At 35.9% G+C, this 17,670-nt stretch carries 12 protein-coding genes and 1 pseudogene; 2 read left to right on the top strand and 11 right to left on the bottom strand.

Going from position 1 to position 17,670, the window contains the following annotated elements; genetic code table 11:
* Window positions 1-133: 133 nt before the first annotated feature.
* Complete coding sequence (locus tag ABID46_RS09400) at window positions 134-2,131, top strand: ComEC/Rec2 family competence protein (protein ID WP_354509403.1); 1,998 nt, start codon at window positions 134-136, stop codon at window positions 2,129-2,131.
* Here the strand turns inward: ABID46_RS09400 and ABID46_RS09395 are convergent.
* From ABID46_RS09395 to ABID46_RS09370, 6 genes are all read right to left on the bottom strand, one after another.
* Window positions 2,115-2,582 (bottom strand): thioredoxin family protein, encoded by a 468-nt coding sequence (locus tag ABID46_RS09395; protein ID WP_354509401.1) that lies wholly within the window; start codon window positions 2,580-2,582, stop codon window positions 2,115-2,117. The genes ABID46_RS09400 and ABID46_RS09395 overlap by 17 nt on opposite strands.
* A gap of 32 nt (window positions 2,583-2,614) precedes the next feature.
* Window positions 2,615-4,363 (bottom strand): peptide MFS transporter, encoded by a 1,749-nt coding sequence (locus ABID46_RS09390; RefSeq protein WP_354509399.1) that lies wholly within the window; start codon window positions 4,361-4,363, stop codon window positions 2,615-2,617.
* A gap of 102 nt (window positions 4,364-4,465) precedes the next feature.
* Window positions 4,466-6,160, bottom strand: coding sequence for an MFS transporter (locus tag ABID46_RS09385; RefSeq protein ID WP_354509397.1), 1,695 nt, complete (start codon window positions 6,158-6,160; stop codon window positions 4,466-4,468).
* Between the two features lie 23 nt (window positions 6,161-6,183).
* Complete coding sequence (locus ABID46_RS09380) at window positions 6,184-7,692, bottom strand: peptide MFS transporter (protein WP_354509395.1); 1,509 nt, start codon at window positions 7,690-7,692, stop codon at window positions 6,184-6,186.
* Between the two features lie 76 nt (window positions 7,693-7,768).
* Window positions 7,769-9,349, bottom strand: coding sequence for a peptide MFS transporter (locus ABID46_RS09375; protein ID WP_354509393.1), 1,581 nt, complete (start codon window positions 9,347-9,349; stop codon window positions 7,769-7,771).
* Between the two features lie 47 nt (window positions 9,350-9,396).
* Complete coding sequence (locus ABID46_RS09370; RefSeq protein WP_354509391.1) at window positions 9,397-11,559, bottom strand: S9 family peptidase; 2,163 nt, start codon at window positions 11,557-11,559, stop codon at window positions 9,397-9,399.
* Between the two features lie 182 nt (window positions 11,560-11,741).
* Here ABID46_RS09370 and ABID46_RS09365 point away from each other — a divergent pair.
* Window positions 11,742-12,699, top strand: a pseudogene (locus ABID46_RS09365) (IS982 family transposase).
* A 24-nt stretch (window positions 12,700-12,723) separates the two neighbouring features.
* Here the strand turns inward: ABID46_RS09365 and ABID46_RS09360 are convergent.
* From ABID46_RS09360 to gcvH, 5 genes are all read right to left on the bottom strand, one after another.
* Window positions 12,724-13,884 (bottom strand): ATP-binding protein, encoded by a 1,161-nt coding sequence (locus ABID46_RS09360; RefSeq protein ID WP_354509389.1) that lies wholly within the window; start codon window positions 13,882-13,884, stop codon window positions 12,724-12,726.
* A 137-nt stretch (window positions 13,885-14,021) separates the two neighbouring features.
* Window positions 14,022-15,725, bottom strand: a complete 1,704-nt coding sequence (gene hisS / locus ABID46_RS09355; protein WP_354509409.1) for a histidine--tRNA ligase — start codon at window positions 15,723-15,725, stop codon at window positions 14,022-14,024.
* 84 nt (window positions 15,726-15,809) lie between these two features.
* Window positions 15,810-16,850 carry an endonuclease gene (locus ABID46_RS09350; RefSeq protein ID WP_354509387.1) on the bottom strand — a complete coding sequence of 347 codons (1,041 nt, stop codon included), beginning with the start codon at window positions 16,848-16,850 and terminating at the stop codon, window positions 15,810-15,812.
* Window positions 16,851-16,868: 18 nt separating this feature from the next.
* The gene (locus ABID46_RS09345) at window positions 16,869-17,291 is read right to left on the bottom strand and encodes a VanZ family protein (protein ID WP_354509385.1); all 423 of its coding nucleotides are present in this window, start codon (window positions 17,289-17,291) and stop codon (window positions 16,869-16,871) included.
* Window positions 17,260-17,640, bottom strand: coding sequence for a glycine cleavage system protein GcvH (gcvH, locus tag ABID46_RS09340; RefSeq protein ID WP_354509383.1), 381 nt, complete (start codon window positions 17,638-17,640; stop codon window positions 17,260-17,262). Before gcvH ends, ABID46_RS09345 begins: the two co-directional genes overlap by 32 nt.
* Window positions 17,641-17,670 lie beyond the last annotated feature (30 nt).

Raw genomic sequence — 17,670 nt, 5'->3', positions numbered from 1 at the left:
CACAAAGCAATTTACTAAAATTGCTTCAATTGGGAAAGCTTTGGCTTTCCTTTTTTTATTTATAAAAAAGGCTATCTCACTTTTGAGACAGCCTCGTTTTTTTTGTATCTTAGGAAGACTTAAACCAAAAAAGATGAAAAACCAACCCTTCATCTTACCTCTTTGCGGTCTCGTATTGGGGATTTTGTTAGCTGAATACCTCCCAAATTATCAGCTCAATCAAGCTTTGTCTTTTTTCTTTGTTTTCTTCTATGTTTTTCTACTTGGCTATTTCATCTATCGACGTAGATATACTCTGGTATTTTTTGTTTTATTCATTCGAATTGGATTCTTTTTGGCCGAAACTCAAAATCGGTTTACTCCTATTCCAAGTATATTTCAGGAAACTGAAAATTGGATACAATTGGAAATTGAAGAGGTTTACAAACCTTCTGAAAAATACCGAAAATACAAAGCGAAAATCATCTCCATAGATTCTATCAAAATTGCTCAAACCAATCTGCTTTTGTATTGGAAACGAGAATTCCCCATGATTCATCCTTCTGATCAAGTTTGGGTAAACGCCAAAATTCAACCAAGTCCTAAAGCCTTAAATCCGCATCAATTTGATTATTCCCAGTATTTAAAACGACAAAAGATTCGGTATGTCAGTTTCGTTCTTGACCCAAATTTCCATCTTCAAGAAGGAAATTCCTTTTGGCATTTCACATCGTCCTATAAGCGAAATATTCATCAAAAATTACAAGAATCATCCTATTCGAAAAACAGTGCAGACATCATTGGCGCCATGATTTTGGGTGATCGTACAGAAATGGATGATGAAGTGCAAGAAACCTATCGCAAAACGGGAGTCGTTCATATATTGTCGGTTTCAGGATTGCATATCATGATTGTGTACACAATGTTTTACGTGTTGTTATATCCCCTGATTTATTTGAAAAATGGCCGAATTATCCGAATTTTAGCAAGTTTAATTTTAATATGGTCCTATGTTTTGTTAGTAGGATTTCAACCACCCATTTTACGCTCTGCCTTGATGATAACCGTATTTCATGGCTCCTATACCCTTCAACGAAAACCCAACATCTACCATACTTTGGCCGTTACGGCCTTGGTTCTATTATGTATCAACACCAATTTCCTTTTTGACATTGGATTTCAATTGAGTTATTCGGCGGTATTTTTCATTGTGTATTTACATCCTGTTTATCAGAAACTATTTCGTCCCAAAACCAAAACAAGTCGATATACCATTGGATTTGTTGGAACAAGCATTTCGGCTCAATTGGGAACTTTTCCGATTGCAGCTTATTATTTTCATCAAACTTCGGGTTTGTTTCTCGCTGGAAATTTGGTGATGATTTTAGCGTCCAATCTGATGATTGCTGGAGGTATGATCAGTATTCTTTTGATTGAATTGAACTTGATCTTTCCACTTTGGATAATCGTTTTCAATGAATTTATTGAACTATGCAATCAATACATGGATTGGCTCTCAGGATTTGATTTTCTCATTTTCGAACGAATCCATTTTGAATTCTGGGAAGTCATTCTCTTACTTCTTATGATTGTTTTGTTGAAATTCATTCTGACTCAACCCAAATTCAAACCAATCATTCTACTGATCTCCATTCTTTTTATTTTTCAAATTCAGCGCCACATTCGAATTCATGAATTGAATGCAAAAAAGGAAATCATCGTATTTCACCAATACAAAAACTCCGTGATTGGCGTTCGAAATGGTAAGGAAATGGATGTATATGTTCAAAATATTTCGGACACTGTCAACCTTCAGAAATACCTATTGAAATCCTATTCGATCAAAGAAAACATAAAAGAAATCCGATTTTTTGAAATGCATGAACCTCAACTTTCGTTTTATGGTAAATCCCATAATTTGATTGTATTTAAAGAAAGGAAATTTTTGGTTATGAATGAGAATTATCGGCACATCACATCTGATGTAGATTTCATCTTGATTCAATCGAATTCGAAACTATTGATGGATTCCATTTCAAACCAAACAGAATTCATGTTGGATGGATCTAATTATCCCAATCATTTAGGACAAACCAATAAAGAGTTTTGGAGAACCCATGAAATGGGCGCAAAAATTATTCGGTTGCAGTAAGACCGTCAAATAATTTTTCTTTGGTCATATAACCCAAAAGAAGTCGTTCCATGCGGCCTTGAGGATTCATCACAGCATAAGCCGGATAGGACAGTTTTCCACGTAAAGAGAAATACGCAAAGGCATGAACACCTTTACGGCTATTTGGGATGTTGACGTATTGATAGGTTTTCCCACGAAACTTGACATCTTCTTTGGATTCGGAGTCAAATTTCACGTTGATGTAGTTTTCATTGAGGTATTTCACCACTTCAGGATCTTTGAAAGTGGATGCATCCATTTTTTTACACCATCCGCACCAATCTGTATAAAAATCGATGAACAAAGGTTTGTCCGGATTTTTCTTCAATTCCGAATCGGCTTGTTCAAGGGTTAACCATTTGATTTCCTGCGCAGCTAAACCTACCGTGAAAAGCAAACCAATTAACCCTAAAACAACCTTATTTTTCATGAATGAATTTTTATATCAAGCAAATTTAGCCATTATTTTACTCCGTGCATCAATTTCTTCAAAAGCGGGTGTAATGACATAACAATCAATCCCATTACAATTGGAACAACTGTAAAGATTAAGAAGAAATGTGATAGTGAATATTCTTTTGTAATGTTTTCGATTTGTCCTCCTAACAATGCAGCCAGTTTATTTCCAATCGCAACGGCCAAATACCACATACCAAACATGAAGGCAATCATTCTTGCTGGAACCAATTTCGAAACATATGAAAGTCCAACTGGTGATAAACACAATTCTCCTAACGTATGGAATAAATAAGCCACTACCAACCACATGAAACTGATTTTCACTCCTTCGGCTACGCCACTCGTTCCTAAAAATAATGCTCCGAAACCTAATGCCATAATGATCAATCCTAAACCATATTTAAAGGCTGCAGGTGGATTGTATTTGGAATCCCAAATTCTCGATACAAAGGATGCCAATGTAATGATGAAGAATGAGTTTAAGGTACTGAAGAAAGAAACCGTAATTTCAGAAGTTTCTGAACGTAATTCACGGTTTAACATCCACAAGGCAACTCCCCAAATTCCAATGAAACAAATCGCTAACACAACGTTTGACATTGGAATTTTGTTCCAAGTTCGTTTTTTCAATAAGAATAAAACATAGGTGATGATTAACAAGGGAACAACGGTCAATAAGACATTGACAATGTCAAAAATAGTTTTGGTTGTTCCTTCCAATGAACGATCAATATTGTCACGAGCAAATACCACCAAAGAAGACGCTCCTTGTTCAAACGACATCCAGAAGAATACGACAAAGACTGCGAAAATAATAACCGCAATCATACGATCACGAACCACTTTGGTATAACCAGCCATACGTTTGATGACTACAAAGAAGAATAAAACAAGGGCCAATAACGCACCAAAATTCTGTCCTGAAAGTCTGCCCACTTCAAATGGGAACAAATTAATATCGGCAATTTTGCTCAAAGGATCGTTGAATGCATATCCTAAACCTAAGATTGTCATAATCACAATCAAGGCTATATCTAGCGTTGTAAATGGATTTGGCTTCTCACCTTCTCCATACATTTCTTTCTGTTCAGCTTCTGTTTTTTCACCTTTTTTCGGAATCTCTCCAATTTTTCCAAACAATGGTTTGGCTAACCAGAACTGTAAAGTACCCAATAACATGAAGATACCAGCCAATCCGAATCCCCAGTGCCAACCAACTTTTTCTGCTAGATACCCACATAACATCATTCCAAAGAAGGCTCCAGCATTTACTCCCATGTAGAAAATGGTGTAAGCACCGTCTTTCTTCTCTGGGAATTTCTTGTACATTTCAGAAAGGATTGACGTCATATTGGGTTTAAAGAAACCTGTACCAATGACCAAACATATCAAACCGAGGTAGAAGAAATTAATTCCATTCAAGGCCATAAATCCGTGACCGAGCGTCATAATAATCGAACCTATCACTACGGCCCAACGATATCCGGTATATTTATCGGCAATCATACCACCAAAAATTGGCGTTACGTACAATAACATTGCATAGGTACCGTACAAAGCAGTCGCATCGACTACATCCCAACCATAACCAGGATTGCTTCCGATAACTGCCGCAGTTAAAAACTGAATCAACAAGACACGCATCCCATAAAAGGAGAAGCGTTCCCACATTTCGGTAAAAAACAATACAAATAAACCGGACGGATGTCCCAGAACTTTGGAATCAAAGAATGAATCTTGTTGACTTTGCATAATACTCTTTTTTAGAAAAGTCGAAAATAATAAGATTTTCCCAATAAAAAAGCCCGTTTTTAAATATTACGGGCTTTTTCTTAAGATTTTATTAGCAATTCCTTAATTTTCTGCAGAATTCGCTTTGTTTTTACGTTCAATTGGTTTGATAATCATGCGATCATAAATTGTCAACGACACAACCGAGAACAAACCAATACCAACAATCACCAACCAAATTTTATTGGGTTCGTAGGTATTCCACAACATTTCGGTCATTTGCCAATGATCCATTCCTAATTTTTGTTCTGCCAATTGGAAGTATTCATTTTTTGAGAATGGAAAATGAATTCCTGAAACATCCACATTTTTTTGAGCTGCAAATTCTGAAACAGAAGTTTTTACTTGATCCCAATTGATTTCTTCTGCTTTTAAATTGAATTGATTTTCAAAATCCGCCAATTTCATCCCAAAGGCATTCGAACCTTCTTCTACGAATTGTTCCTTGGAAACAATTTCAGGCATTGCAATATTTCGCGTGGTCATTTCTTTTTTCAACAAAGAAAGTTTGTCGGACCATGCTTGGTACAAATTACCTGAAATAAATTGTGTCACAAAATAACTTGCTGCTACAGGTAAGAAATAGGTTCCTTGGTACAAACCTTCTTTTCCTTTGGGTGTAATCAAAGCGATGAACGATGAAACCGTTGGACTTGACATCATTTCACCAATCGAGAAAATCATGGTTCCAATAATCGCAAACCAAACCGTTCCGAAGTAAAAGGACATAGCAATCCCGATTGTTGCGATAATTGCTCCGCGAATTACAGCCGAAATATGACGCATTTTGGTTACAAAATAGGAAACAAATATTTGGCAGAAAATAATCATCAAAGCATCAATATTGGTAAACCACTCAGGTTTTACTTGTGCACCATCTGTTAATAATTTAGCAATTCCTGATGGCATATTGGCATTGATCCAATTGCTGACCACAGATGAATTCACCCAATCCTCGATAAAATTTGGAAGTGTGTTGAACAATTGGTTGAACATCGTCCAAAATCCGACCATCAACAATAATAGAATTCCCAAACGAACATCTTTTAAAGCATGAAATATTCCAAGTAAGGAATCAATTATAGCTTTCCCAATCGAATCTTTTGGTTTCTCAACTTTTGGTTCTTTATAGAACAATAACAAAATGATTAAATTGATGGTAATGACTACCGCTCCTTGGATAAACATCAATTTCCAACCAAATTCTGTACGTAAATACGAAGACATTGAAGGCCCAATAAAACCTCCGATGTTAACCATCATATAAAATATCCCGAATCCTATCGTTCCTGTAGTTTCGTCGGTATTTCGTGCGACGATGGCGGAGGCTACCGGTTTAAAAAAGGCAGCTCCAACTGCGACCAATAGGAAAACTAAATACATACTGGAATAGGTACGCACTTCGCCCATCATATAATAGCCGACAATGAGTAAAATATAGGCAATTGTTAAGGAAATTTTATACCCAATTCGATCGGCAATCACCCCAAAGAAAAGTGGCAGTAAATACAAAATTGCAACCACTCCACCTGTAATATTACCTTTTTGGATATGATCAAAACCAAGACCACCTGCATCGGTAGATCCTACCAAATACAATCCAAATAATCCATAAATACCATACCAAGCCCAACGTTCAAATAGCTCCATAATGGAGGCTATCCAATAATTTTTGTTTAACGAACCAACGGTTTGTCTGAACGACTTTTTTCCCCCTTTAAAATCCGCTTCCGAAAACAATTCCTCTTTATCAGCCATATTTTTTACTTAAATTTTAATTCTTATTTAACTTCTTGCATTAATTTTCTAACCTGAGGCGCAATGATAATTAACAAAACACCCGCGATTAATGCGTAAATTCCTAATTGTTTGTATCCTTCTGTATACGCGATCAATGCATCATAATTGGTTGAACCTTCCTTGGCTGTTGCCATATTGGCTCCGATGATTCCGGCAACATATTGTCCGTATGCACTTGCCAAGAACCATAATCCCATCATCATCCCTTGTAATTTGTCGGTCGATAATTTCGTCATGATGGACAAACCGATCGGTGACAAACACAATTCACCAAAGGTGATGACCAATAAAGCAATCGTGAAGATATTCAAAGAAGTTACTCCTTGTAAGTCTGCAAACAAACGAGTTGCAAACAACACATAATACCCCAAACCTAAGAAGATAAATCCTAAACCAAATTTCACGACGGTATTGGGTTCAATTCGTTTTTTACTCAACCAAATCCACAACAACCCAAACAAAGGCGCTAAGAAAATAATGAAGAAAGCTCCCGCAGAATTGTTGACTCCATTTGGATCTAAGCCCAATAAATCTTTGTTCAAATTCTTCGCAGCAAAGATGCTTAAGGATCCACCTGCTTGTTCGTAAATTCCCCAGAATAAAATCGAGAAAATGATGAAAACCAAAGCTGCATATAATTTTTTACGTTCAGCTGAAGTTACTTTGGACATTTCGAAGAACAAATAAATCAAAACAACAGGTCCGATAGTGTACATAAAATAGTCGGTATACTCAGGAACTGCCACCATCAACATAATGATAGGAACGAAAACCAACGTCAAGACATATACGCCATATTCTTTCCACATTTCAAAGGGTTTCACCGAACCATCTGATAGAATTTGCTGAGGTTGTAAACCAATTGGCCCTAAACTCTTTTGGGTCAAAACGAAATTTATCAAACTGATGACCATCACAACGGCAGCCAATCCAAAGGCTACATTCCATCTAGCTCCTTCTGGAATTACGGTTGATAACATTTCGCCTTTTCCAATGGCAATACATAAATAACCACCCAAAAGCGCTCCTAAATTGATTCCCGCATAGAACAAGGAAAATCCTGCATCTCTTCGTGAATCATCGTTTCGGTATAATTTCCCAACCATTGTGGAAATATTCGGTTTGAAGAATCCGGTTCCAACGACTGTGAAAGCAATTCCTAAGAAGAAAAATTGTTTCGGATCGGTGGCGAGAATTAAACTTCCCACAATCATTAACAATCCGCCCCAGAAAAGCGATTTCCTGAATCCTAAAATTTTATCGGCAAACAAACCACCTACAAACGTAAACGCATACACAAATGCTTGTGTCGCTCCATATTGCAAATTGGCGGTAGTTTCTTCGAATTTTAATTGGTCAATCATAAAGAACACGAGCATCCCTCGCATTCCGTAGAAACAGAAGCGTTCCCACATTTCGGAGAAAAATAAGGACCAAATCTGTTTGGGATATTTTCCTTCGAAATTTTGAATTTGTTCTAATGTATTCATATTTAGTAAAAAAAGAAGGATGCTTTCTTTCGAAAACATCCTCGCTAATTTATAAATAATATAGTATTATCCTTGATTATTTTATTCCGTGCATCATTTTTTTCAAAATTGGATTAAATACAATCAACAATACAGCTGTAATCGCTGGAATGATTGCGAAAATCATAAAGAAATAGGACATGGAATGTTGTTCTACAATTGAATCAATGGTAGATCCTAAGAATCCTCCAATGAAGTTTGCAATTGCAGAAGCACAGAACCAGAATCCGAATAATAATCCCAAGAATTTTTTAGGAGATAATTTCGACACATAGGATAATCCGACTGGTGATAAACATAATTCTCCGGTTGTATGGAAGAAATAGGCAATGATCAACCAAATCATACTAACAGAAGCTGTCTTCGCTCCTTGCGGAATATCGGAAGCTCCATACGCCAAAGCAGCAAAACCAATTCCGACTAGAATTAATCCCAAAGCAAATTTTACCGGTCCAGAAGGATTCCAAGTTTTTTCCCAGAATTTACTGAAAGACCCAGCCAATGCAATGATGAAGAATGAGTTTAGAATTTGGAACCAAGAAGCTGCAACTTCTGTTTGAACTGAATTGAATTCTCTGAAAATTTTCCACAATCCTAATCCCCAAATGATGACAAAGGAGATAGCTGTAAATATAATTGTTAGCGGATATTGTTTGTAAATTTTCTTAGCCAAAGCATACAAAACCACGGTAACAATCCCAATAGGAACGATTGTCAAAATCATATCGACCCATTTAAAAGTAGTCGCCGCATTTCCGTCAAGTACTCTTTGGGTATAATCCAAAGCAAAAATGGACATAGAACCACCTGCTTGTTCAAACGATAAGAAGAAAACGATACTTGCCAACATTAATACTGCTACGACAATCAAACGATCACGCACAATGTTACTTGGTACTTCCTCAACAGGTTCTTCTGTTTTTGCTTGTTCAGCTTGGAAAGCTTTTACTTCTTTTGGAGATTCACCAATGATTCCGAAGATTTTATGTCCGAAATAAAATTGTAACATTCCGAAGAACATGAAAACTCCCGCTAAACCAAATCCGTAATGCCACCCGATTTTCTCACCGATGTAACCACATAACAACATTCCTAAGAACGCACCCGCATTAATACCCATGTAGAAAATGGTGTAACCTGCGTCTTTCTTTGAGCTTGAATCTGGATATAAATTTCCAACCATCGAAGAAATATTCGGTTTAAACAAACCATTACCCAAAATCATAAACACCAAACCTAAGTAAAAGAAGTTCTTGTTAAAACCTTCCAAAGCCATTGAAGCATGACCCAACGTCATGATTAGAGCACCTAACAAAATGGCCTTTTTAAATCCGGTCAAACGGTCAGCAATCATTCCTCCAATCAGAGGAGTTAAATACACCAATCCAGTGTACCATCCATATAATTTCATCGCATCTTCACGAGTCCATTCCCATCCACCATCGGCCAATGTACTTACCAAGAAAAGCGTCAATAAAGCACGCATTCCATAATAACTAAAACGCTCCCACATTTCTGTGAAAAACAAAACAAACAATCCCGCAGGATGCCCATTGACCATTTTATCATCTATCCCTAACCTACTGAGATGATTTACTAAACCTTTGTCCTCAACCATATATGTTAAATTTTAATCGTTTTATATTATTAGTTTTTTAGTTTCTCTTATAAATTATTTTTGATGTAATTCGTCATCAACGTATACAATTGCAAACGTGTTGCTCCTCCATAAATCCCATGGTTTTTGTCTGGATACATCATCATGTCAAACTGTTTGTTGGCATGAATCAAAGCCGAAGCTAAATCCATCGCGTTTTGAACATGGACATTATCGTCTGCTGTTCCATGAACCAATAGGAATTTTTGTTTTTGATCATTGTATTGGTTGGCATAGGTAATCGGAGAATTTTTGTCGTATCCGTTAGGATTTTCTTGTGGTGTACGCATGAAACGTTCTGTATAAACCGTATCATAATATCTCCAATTGGTCACAGGCGCAACTGCAATGGCCATTTTGAAGGTATCTCCTCCTCTAAACAAACAATTGGATGACATATATCCACCATAACTCCAACCCCAAATTCCGATTCTCGAAGCATCTACAAAATCATATTTTGCAATTGCTTTGGCTGCCAAAATTTGGTCTTCAACTTCCAATTTACCCAAATCCATATAGGTTTGCTTTTTGAAAGCAGCTCCTTTTCCACCGGTTCCACGTCCGTCAACCGTTACCACAACATAACCTTCTTGAGCCAATAAGAAATGCCATTGATCGTTCATAGACATCCAAGCATTTTTTACTTCTTGCGAACCAGGCCCTGAATATTGATACATCATCACCGGATATTTCTTTTTCGGATTGAAATCTTTCGGTTTGATGATGTAAGCGTTCAATTCTGTTCCAATTTCTGTTTTCAAGGTGAACATTTCTTTGGTTCCGAAATTGTCTGATTTTAATCTTCCAAGTAAAGAGGAATTATCGACAATTACGCCCAATTCTTTCTGCGTTTTCCCATCGGCTAACACAAACGAAGTTGGCTCTGTAACGGAAGAATGATTCAAAATGAAATAGCGGAAATTCTTACTAAAATCAGCTGAATTCGTTCCATTTTTCTTGTTCAAGATTTCCATTTTGGAACCATCTAGATTGATTTTGTAAATATGTTTTTCAGTTGAAATTCGTTTACCCTTGAATTGATTGGCTTGAAAATAAACAGTTTTATCCTTTGGATCGAATCCATAATAATTCGTGACTTCCCAATCTCCTTTGGTTATCTGATTTTTAATCTTTCCTGATTTATCGTAATGATAAATATGTCGGTTTCCATCACGCTCAGAAGTCCAAATGAAACTGTTGTCATCTAAAAATTCCAACGTAAAATCATCGGTTTCAATCCATGCTTTGTCCGTTTCCGTAAATAATTTGGTCAAATTCCCATTGGTAATGTTGACAAAATTCACATCGACTTTGTTCTGATGACGATTGGACGTCAAAACTGCCAATGTATTTTTTTCTGAAGTAAATTCAATTTTTGGGATATAATAATTTTCAACCGAACTTACATTTACGGTGGAAGTTTTTGCTGAAGCTAAATCATACAAATGCAAGCTCACTTTGGAATTTTCTTCCCCTGCTTTCGGATATTTGAATCGCATTTCGTACGGATACAAATTGTTCTCATATATAGGAATGTAGAATTCACGCACCTGGGATTCGTCAAAACGAACAAAAGCCAAACTTGTTCCGTCAGCATTCCAATCGAAATGTCTCACAAATCCAAATTCCTCTTCGTATACCCAATCACAAATTCCATTGATCACTTTATTTTTAGCACCATCGGTTGTGACCTGCGTTATTTTTTGGTCTGCTAAATTCTGGATGTAAATATTGTTTTCAAACACAAAAGCAACCTTTTTTGCATCGGGAGAAAAAGTCGGTTCCTGAACAGGTTTCCCATCAAAAATGGGTGTGAAATTTTTGGTTGCGACATTGTACACCTTCCAATTGGCAGAAAAGGAATGGCGGTAAATAGGATTGGAATCGGTTGCGACCAAAATAAATTTCTCATCGGAACTAAATTCGTAGGCATCATAAGCTCCCGAAACGACCAATTTTTTGGATTCGTTACCACTCGCAAAAGAAGCATAGGAATACTGATAAATCCCGTTTTGTTCTTGGATGGTATAATGTTCGCCATCATTCATGGAGGAAATTCCCCATAACATATTGGTTCGATATTTTCCACCCCAAATTCCATCTAAGGTGATTTTTTGTGCTTGTAATGCAAAGGCAACAAGTGCACAAATAAGAAATAATTTCGCTTTCATCTTTGTCAATCTGCTTTTGAGCAATCTCAAAGATAAAAATTTTCGCTAAAGTTTAAGGTTTATTTAACGATTCAAGGTATTTGAACCAAAATTAATAACCTGTTGTACATTCTGAATTAGGATAAAAAAGTTGTTCATCTGATTGAAAATCAGTAAATTGTTTTTGTCATAAAACATTTACAATGAACAACTTAATTGCAAATTACGAAAGAAACCTAACGGAGTGGTTCGACGTAGTCAATTTTGGAAGTATTGAGAAAAATATCATCTGATACACTTTTGAGTTACCAAAGGAGATCTCCTCAAATGAAAGATTTAGAATTGATAAGTTTAGCTCTGACAGCAGAATTTATGGGTATTGACAGTGAAAATCATTTGTTTAGAAATCTCCCTACTTCACTCAAAACTAAAATAGAACGCAGTGTTTACAACCGTAGAAAAAGGAAATTGGCTTTTGAAATCAATGAAATTCGTCTGAAATTAGCACAACAATTTAATGAGTTTGAAGATTGTTTTATTGTGGATAGTATGCCGCTGGAAATATGTAAGATAGCAAGAAGTTCACGTTCTAAGATATGCAAAGAGCAAGATTATTGTTTTCCAAACAGAGGTTTCTGTGCCTCGCAGCAAATGTCTTTTTATGGATACAAACTTCACGCAGTATGTTCTGTAAGTGGAGTTTTTCAAAGCGTGGACATAAGTCCTGCATCGGTTCACGATATCCACTTTCTAAAGGACATAAAAAATCAACTATCAGATTGTGTGCTACTTGGCGACAAAGGATATCTTTCATCAGAAATACAGATTGATTTGTTTGAATCAGTCAATATTGAATTAGAAACGCCTAAAAGAATCAATCAAAAAGACTACAAACCTCAATATTATCTTTTCAAAAAATATAGAAAACGCATTGAATTGCGAAGCATATCATGAATTCCAAAATATAAAATAACAACAAATGAATAAACGCTATTCTCTCAGCTTTGCGACCAGTTTATGATCAGACGTAATTATGCGAAAACTTTTGACGGTTTTAAAACTCGTATTTTGGCTAAAATTACCGCACTGACAATTGTTCAATTCATTAATAAGGAATACTTTGGCCGAAATATCAACAGTTTAAAAACTCAAATTATTTAAAATACACAAGGGGTATCTAATAAGTTAAATTTCATCTATCTTCTCCCAACTCACCAAATTGCCCAATTCTCTTTTTTGGGAAAAATCTCCTGTGTGAATCAAAGTTTTGGATTGAATCGAATCACCTGCTAAATTTTCGAAATAAGTCAAACCTTTGAACATATCGGTCATTATCGTTTGAGTCGCTTTTATTTCCAGAATATTCAATTTGGGCGTATCCTGCCAAATCAGATCTACTTCGTGTCCTTGAACATCTCTCCAAAACCAAAAATCACGATTTAAGTTTTGATGGTAATTGTTTTTAATAAATTCAGCTATCACAAAGTTTTCAAACAAACTTCCTTTCAACGGATGCAATAGTAAATCTTTTGGATCATTTAATTTCAGTAAAAAACTCAATAATCCTGGATCGTAAAAATACAATTTAGGACTTTTGGTTATCCGCTTATTGAAATTGGAATGATGAGGCTGTAACAAAAAGATGATATAACTACTTTCCAAAACCGAAATCCAGGATTTGGCAGTTGGTTGTGAAATTCCGCATTCATTTGCCAAAGAATTCAAATTCAATAATTGACCTACTCGAGAAGCGCACAATGAAACAAAATTTCGAAAAGATTTCAAATCTTTCACATTTAAAATCTCAGTCAAATCACGCTCCACATAGGTTTGAATATAATTGGAATAAAAAGTTTTGGGTGGAATATTTCGGTCAAATATTGCGGGATAAAATCCTCTTTGGAGGTTTACGGCATAATCGTCTGATAAAAATCCTCCCGATTGCATTTCACTAAAATCAAACGGAAAAAGCTTAAACAATGCGACTCTCCCTGCTAGACTTTGGGAAATATTCTGCATCAAATGAAAATTTTGGGATCCTGAAAGGATGTATTGACCCATTATTTTATCTTCATCTACCTTGGCTTGTAAATACGAAAATAAAGTTGGAACTCGTTGGACTTCATCCAAAATGACATATTGATCATATTCCAAAAGAAAATTTTTGGTGTCAAATTCTGCAAAGTTTCGAATGTCTGGATTTTCCAAATTCACATATCGGTAATTTGGAAATTCTTCTTTCAAAAACGTTGTTTTACCTGATTGTCGAGGCCCCGTTATAGCCAGAACGGGATACTTTTCACAATAAAAATCAAGTTCTTTTTTGATCGTCCGCTTGACACTCATATTCAGTTATTTGGAAAATCAAATATACGTTAATTTTGAAAAATACAATTGTCAACTTTGAAAAATACGGTGTTCAACTTTGAAAAATACGATTGTTAACTTTGAAAAATACACTTTGAAAACTTCTATAGAACTATTTAAATGTCGAGAGAATTGACCAACTCTTCAAACTTCAAAGTAGATTGTTCACCTGAAACCATGTTTTTCAAGGTTGCATTTCCTGCATTTAATTCTTCTTCGCCAATAATGACCACATATTTCACCGCTTTTTTGTCGGCGTATTGCATTTGTTTTTTCATTTTGACAGCATCTGGATAAACCTCGCAACGAATTCCTTTGGAACGTAATTGCATAGACAGTTCCATTGCTTTGTCGGCTTCTGCTTCACCAAAATTGATGAACAAAACATCCAATGAATTTTGAATCGATTCTGGGAATAAATTCAATTCTTCGATAACCAAATAAATTCGGTCCAAACCAAAAGAAATTCCCACTCCTGACAATCCTTTCAATCCAAAGATTCCAGTCAAATCATCGTAGCGACCTCCTCCACCGATGGACCCCAATTGAACACCTTTGGCTTTGACTTCCAAAATGGCTCCTGTATAATAATCCAATCCGCGTGCAAGGGTTAAATTCAACACCAAATCAGAAGATTTTAAGCCTAATTTCTGGATTTTCTCAAACACAAAACGAACTTCTTCGATTCCTTTCATTCCAATTTCGGAAGAATTTAAAATCGAAGTTAGGGAAGTTAATTGGGATTGGAAATCACCCGACATTTGGAACAAAGGCGAAAGAATTTGAATCGCCTCTTCCGAAATTCCTCTTTGAAGCATTTCTTCTTTGACTTTCTCTTCCCCGATTTTGTCCAATTTGTCCAAAGCAACGGTAAAGTCAATCAATTTGTCTGATATGTTGGCGACTTCAGCCAATCCGCTTAAGATTTTGCGGTTGTTGAAGTGAATTTCTACGCCAACTCCCAATTCATTGAAAACCGAATCGTACAAACTCACCAATTCAACTTCTTGCAAAAGCGAATCACTTCCTACAACATCGGCATCGCACTGATAAAATTCACGGAAACGACCTTTTTGTGGACGATCGGCACGCCAAACGGGTTGCATTTGGTAGCGCTTAAATGGCAAACTGATTTCGTTTTGGTGTTGTACGACGTAACGTGCAAAAGGCACCGTTAAATCGTAGCGAAGCGCTTTTTCGGAGATTTGGGAAGTTAATGTATTTGAAGGAAGCTCTGAGAAAAATGTCAAAAATGAACTTTCCATTAAAATTTTCACATAATTTGATTCTTTAAAATCAATGAAATCTGAAACCTTATTTTCATTGTAAGTATTAACTATATATGAATTAAATGAGGCTTCTTTTAATATAGAATTCATTTCATTTTCGAAAATTTCTCTAATTCTTAAGTTATCGATATTTATAAAATCAGATTCATAAAACCTTTTTTGCGAATTTATATTTGAATCAGATTTAAAATGTTTATAGAATTCAGTATAGTCTATATTATCATCTATGCTATTTTTCACAATATAATAAAATGCAGAACTATATAAGATTTTAAAATATTCTTTGATTGAAATTTTCAATTGAACAAAATAATCCCCAGAATTGAGAATTTTAAAAATCAAACGGTCGCCTTCTTCCCCATATTTTCCGGTAAGAGTCGAAAGATTTTCAAACGAAGGAGTTTCAATAGGCGCATAGCCAAACAATTGAAATTGATGACGGATTTTGTCAAAAATGTATTGTCTTTTGCATACTTCTTCGGGTGAAAAATCTCGGGTTCCTTTTGGAATGGACGGTTTTTGAATGGCCATTTGACTAAATTTTGAATGCAAAGGTGCAAATTTTAGCGCATAAAAAAAACCTTTGAAACTGATGATTGCAAAGGTTTTTAGAATTTATTTTTGAAGAATTATCTTTTTGGTTTCTCTTGTTCGGTCTTGGTAGTTGATGACCAAAATATAGGTTCCATCGGGTTTTCCTTCTAAATCAACTTGAGAATTTTCTTTTGATTGAAATTCCTCAATCAATCCTCCTGAAAGATCGTAAACAACCAATTTTTCAATTTTTCTAGAAGTGGAAATTTGGAATTTCCCATTACTAGGATTGGGATAAACATCGGTTCGTTTTTCAGTGAATTCTTGATTGGATAATTCTTCCCAAGTATTTTCGGCTTCTTCACCTCCCCATAATTTGGTGGCCAAATAAGGATTATCGATAAATGGATTTCGATTTCCTTGACGATTTTGCAAGACTTCGTTTCGAACTAGTTCGTGTTCTGAAACCGGATCTTCTGCATTCCATTTCAAAAATATATCGGGCATTTCCGGATGATGGATTGTAGAGCTAGTGGCAACAAAACTTGCTTTGCAACGACTAGCATAACGAATGTGCATGTACATCATCATACGCGCAACGTCTCCTTTCCACTCGTCTCCCGGATAGAAATATCCTTGTGAATTAATCGATGAAAAACCAGAACCCTCGACAAATTTACGATTGGACCGAGTTTGGTTCATTTGGCTATCAATCGGTCGAATTGCATGAGCATCTGCTCCGGGTCCTTCCACATCAAAGGACGGAACCGCCAAAGATTTTGGAAAAACATGCTCTCTCACCCATTTTCCTGCACATGAATTGGTATGGCAAGATTCATCTTTGTCACGCGTTCGATGATATCTTGAATCTTCTGAACTATCATCCTGACCATAAATTAAAAAGACATTTTCGGGATTATCTGGATTGAGATCTGACAATTTTAAAGCATCCCAAACTTCGGGTGTATAAATAAGTTCGTAGGTATGTGTCGCGATGACAAGATTTCGAAGATCTACTTCCAATTCAGCTGGCGATTGTGTGAAATCAATTCCATCATAATAAGAAGGAATTTGAGCAAATAAGCCAAAGAAAGGAAGAAATAACAAGGAAAGTTTCTTCATTGAAATGAGATTTAATTTTTAAAATTTTGTTGAACGGTTGTGTTTGGATTGGAAAATAAATTGGATGGCCCAAAAAGCGAGCAAAGATCCAATGCAATTGGCTAGAATATCCCATACATCGAAGGTTCTACCCCAACCTAATAAACCTTGTAAACATTCGATTAAAATTCCAAGAATAAAAGGAATTAGAAGCAAAGAAATTTTGGATTTTGCCCATCCTGAATAATAGAAACAAAAAGAAAAAATGAAGAACAAAGCGGCGTGAACCACTTTGTCTCCATTTTCAAAATTTATGTTTGATAGCCAAGATTTCTTCCCAGAACTCAAGACAGAGGTGGGAATCAACGTTGCGATTCCTAGAAAGAGGGAATAAGCGACAAAAATTGATTTGGCTAGGAAACTGCTCTTTTTATCCAGCAATGCTTTGGTAACCTTCTGCATCTAAAAGATCTTCTAATTCGGAAGGATTCGTCACTTCGATTTTTATGATCCATCCATCTCCATAAGGATCAGAGTTGATTTTTTCTGGCTCTCCATTTAAATCTTCATTGACTGCAATCAACTTTCCAGAAACAGGCATAAATAAGTCTGAAACTGTTTTTACTGCTTCAACAGAACCAAAGGCTTCACCTACTGCAATATCATCACCTTCTTGTGATGAAATGTCTACGTAAACGATATCACCTAATTGATCTTGTGCAAAATCAGTAATTCCGATTGTTGCTGTGTTCCCTTCTACTTTAATCCACTCGTGATCTTTGCTGTACTTTAATTCTTGAGGAATGTTCATAATGATAATTCTATTTTTCTATAAAGATAA

It is taken from the genome of Moheibacter stercoris, assembly GCF_040545805.1.
GTDB classification, from domain to species: domain Bacteria; phylum Bacteroidota; class Bacteroidia; order Flavobacteriales; family Weeksellaceae; genus Moheibacter; species Moheibacter stercoris.
This window is presented reverse-complemented; position numbering and strand designations above follow the sequence as displayed.

Excerpts from the sequence above, each read along its gene's own strand:
- ABID46_RS09390 (WP_354509399.1), bottom strand. The coding sequence starts at position 4,363 with ATGCAAAGTCAACAAGATTCATTCTTTGATTCCAAAGTTCTGGGACAT.
- ABID46_RS09375 (WP_354509393.1), bottom strand. The coding sequence starts at position 9,349 with ATGGTTGAGGACAAAGGTTTAGTAAATCATCTCAGTAGGTTAGGGATA.
- ABID46_RS09400 (WP_354509403.1), top strand. The coding sequence starts at position 134 with ATGAAAAACCAACCCTTCATCTTACCTCTTTGCGGTCTCGTATTGGGG.
- gcvH (WP_354509383.1), bottom strand. The coding sequence starts at position 17,640 with ATGAACATTCCTCAAGAATTAAAGTACAGCAAAGATCACGAGTGGATT.
- ABID46_RS09345 (WP_354509385.1), bottom strand. The coding sequence starts at position 17,291 with ATGCAGAAGGTTACCAAAGCATTGCTGGATAAAAAGAGCAGTTTCCTA.
- ABID46_RS09360 (WP_354509389.1), bottom strand. The coding sequence starts at position 13,884 with ATGAGTGTCAAGCGGACGATCAAAAAAGAACTTGATTTTTATTGTGAA.
- ABID46_RS09395 (WP_354509401.1), bottom strand. The coding sequence starts at position 2,582 with ATGAAAAATAAGGTTGTTTTAGGGTTAATTGGTTTGCTTTTCACGGTA.
- ABID46_RS09370 (WP_354509391.1), bottom strand. The coding sequence starts at position 11,559 with ATGAAAGCGAAATTATTTCTTATTTGTGCACTTGTTGCCTTTGCATTA.
- ABID46_RS09380 (WP_354509395.1), bottom strand. The coding sequence starts at position 7,692 with ATGAATACATTAGAACAAATTCAAAATTTCGAAGGAAAATATCCCAAA.
- hisS (WP_354509409.1), bottom strand. The coding sequence starts at position 15,725 with ATGGCCATTCAAAAACCGTCCATTCCAAAAGGAACCCGAGATTTTTCA.
- ABID46_RS09350 (WP_354509387.1), bottom strand. The coding sequence starts at position 16,850 with ATGAAGAAACTTTCCTTGTTATTTCTTCCTTTCTTTGGCTTATTTGCT.
- ABID46_RS09385 (WP_354509397.1), bottom strand. The coding sequence starts at position 6,160 with ATGGCTGATAAAGAGGAATTGTTTTCGGAAGCGGATTTTAAAGGGGGA.